Annotated in this window: 3 protein-coding genes; all 3 read left to right on the forward strand. The window is 73.5% G+C overall.

The annotated features are described in order from the left end of the window. Positions 1 to 372, forward strand: a 372-nt coding sequence (locus tag HMPREF0731_RS21605) for a Na+/H+ antiporter subunit E (protein ID WP_007006376.1), incomplete at its 5' end; no start/stop codon positions are given. After that, positions 369 to 650: a K+/H+ antiporter subunit F gene (locus HMPREF0731_RS21610; RefSeq protein ID WP_007006377.1), complete on the forward strand. Its 282-nt coding sequence runs from the start codon at positions 369 to 371 to the stop codon at positions 648 to 650. The genes HMPREF0731_RS21605 and HMPREF0731_RS21610, both read left to right, overlap by 4 nt. Continuing rightward, on the forward strand, positions 647 to 1,077 hold a 431-nt coding region (gene mnhG, locus HMPREF0731_RS21615), incomplete at its 3' end, for a monovalent cation/H(+) antiporter subunit G (protein ID WP_007006378.1). The genes HMPREF0731_RS21610 and mnhG, both read left to right, overlap by 4 nt.

A 1,077-nucleotide genomic window follows, 5' to 3' on the forward strand; every position in this document is an offset into this window, starting at 1 on the left:
CTCGGCGGCTGGGCGCTGGCGCTGCTGCGCCCGGGCCGGGTGCGGCTGCGCCGGCCGCTGCTGGCGCTGCGGCTGCTGGGCAGCGTCACCCGGGATGTCATCCGCTCCAACATCGACGTCGCGCGCATCATCCTGCTGCGCCAGCCGGCCCGGCGCGCCGGCTTCCTGCGCATCCGCCTCGCCCTGCGCAAGCCCGAGGCGCTGGCGGTGCTGGCCTGCATCCTGACGGCCACGCCCGGCACCGCCTGGGTGGAGTTCGACGAGGCGGAGGGCTGGCTGCTGCTGCACGTCCTCGACTTGGTCGATGAGGGGCATTGGGTGCGCATCGTCAAGGATCGCTACGAGGCGCCGCTGATGGAGATCTTCCAATGAGCCAGGCCGTGCTGCACGGGTCGCTGCTGCTGGCCCAGCTGATGCTGGGCGCCGCCTTCTGCTGCGCCGCCTTCCGCGTGCTGCGCGGCCCGCGCGCGCAGGACCGCGTGGTCGGCCTCGACACGCTCTATGTCAACGGCATGCTGCTGCTGCTGTGCTTCGGCATCCGCAGCGGCACCGACCTGTATTTCGAGGCGGCGCTGGTGATCGCGCTCCTCGGCTTCGTCAGCACCGCGGCGCTGGCCAAATTCCTGATGCGCGGCGAGGTCATCGAATGAGCCCGCTCGCGGATCTGCCCGGCTGGGCGGCGATCCCGGCGGCGCTGCTGCTGCTCTGCGGCGCCGGGCTGGCCCTGGCCGGCTCGGTCGGGCTGCTGCGCTTCCGCGGCTTCTACGAGCGGCTGCACGCGCCGACCATCGCCACCTCGATGGGCATGGGCTGCGTGCTGCTGGCCTCGATGCTGGTGTTCAGCGTGCTGCAGTCGCGGCTGGTGCTGCACGAGGTGCTGATCGGCGGGCTGCTGCTGGTGACCACGCCGGTGACGCTGATGCTGGTGGCGCGCGCCGCCATGCAGCGCGACCGGGTGGAGGGAAGGCTGGACGTGCCGATGACCGCCCGCCCCCCCGAGAAGGGCGCCGACGCCGCCGCCGCCGACCAGCCGGGGCCGGAGACCGGCCCGGGGCTGGACGGCCCCGGCCTGCGCCC

The sequence above is a fragment of the Pseudoroseomonas cervicalis ATCC 49957 genome (assembly GCF_000164635.1).
Lineage (GTDB): Bacteria > Pseudomonadota > Alphaproteobacteria > Acetobacterales > Acetobacteraceae > Pseudoroseomonas > Pseudoroseomonas cervicalis.

Excerpts from the sequence above, each read along its gene's own strand:
- HMPREF0731_RS21610 (WP_007006377.1), top strand. The coding sequence starts at position 369 with ATGAGCCAGGCCGTGCTGCACGGGTCGCTGCTGCTGGCCCAGCTGATG.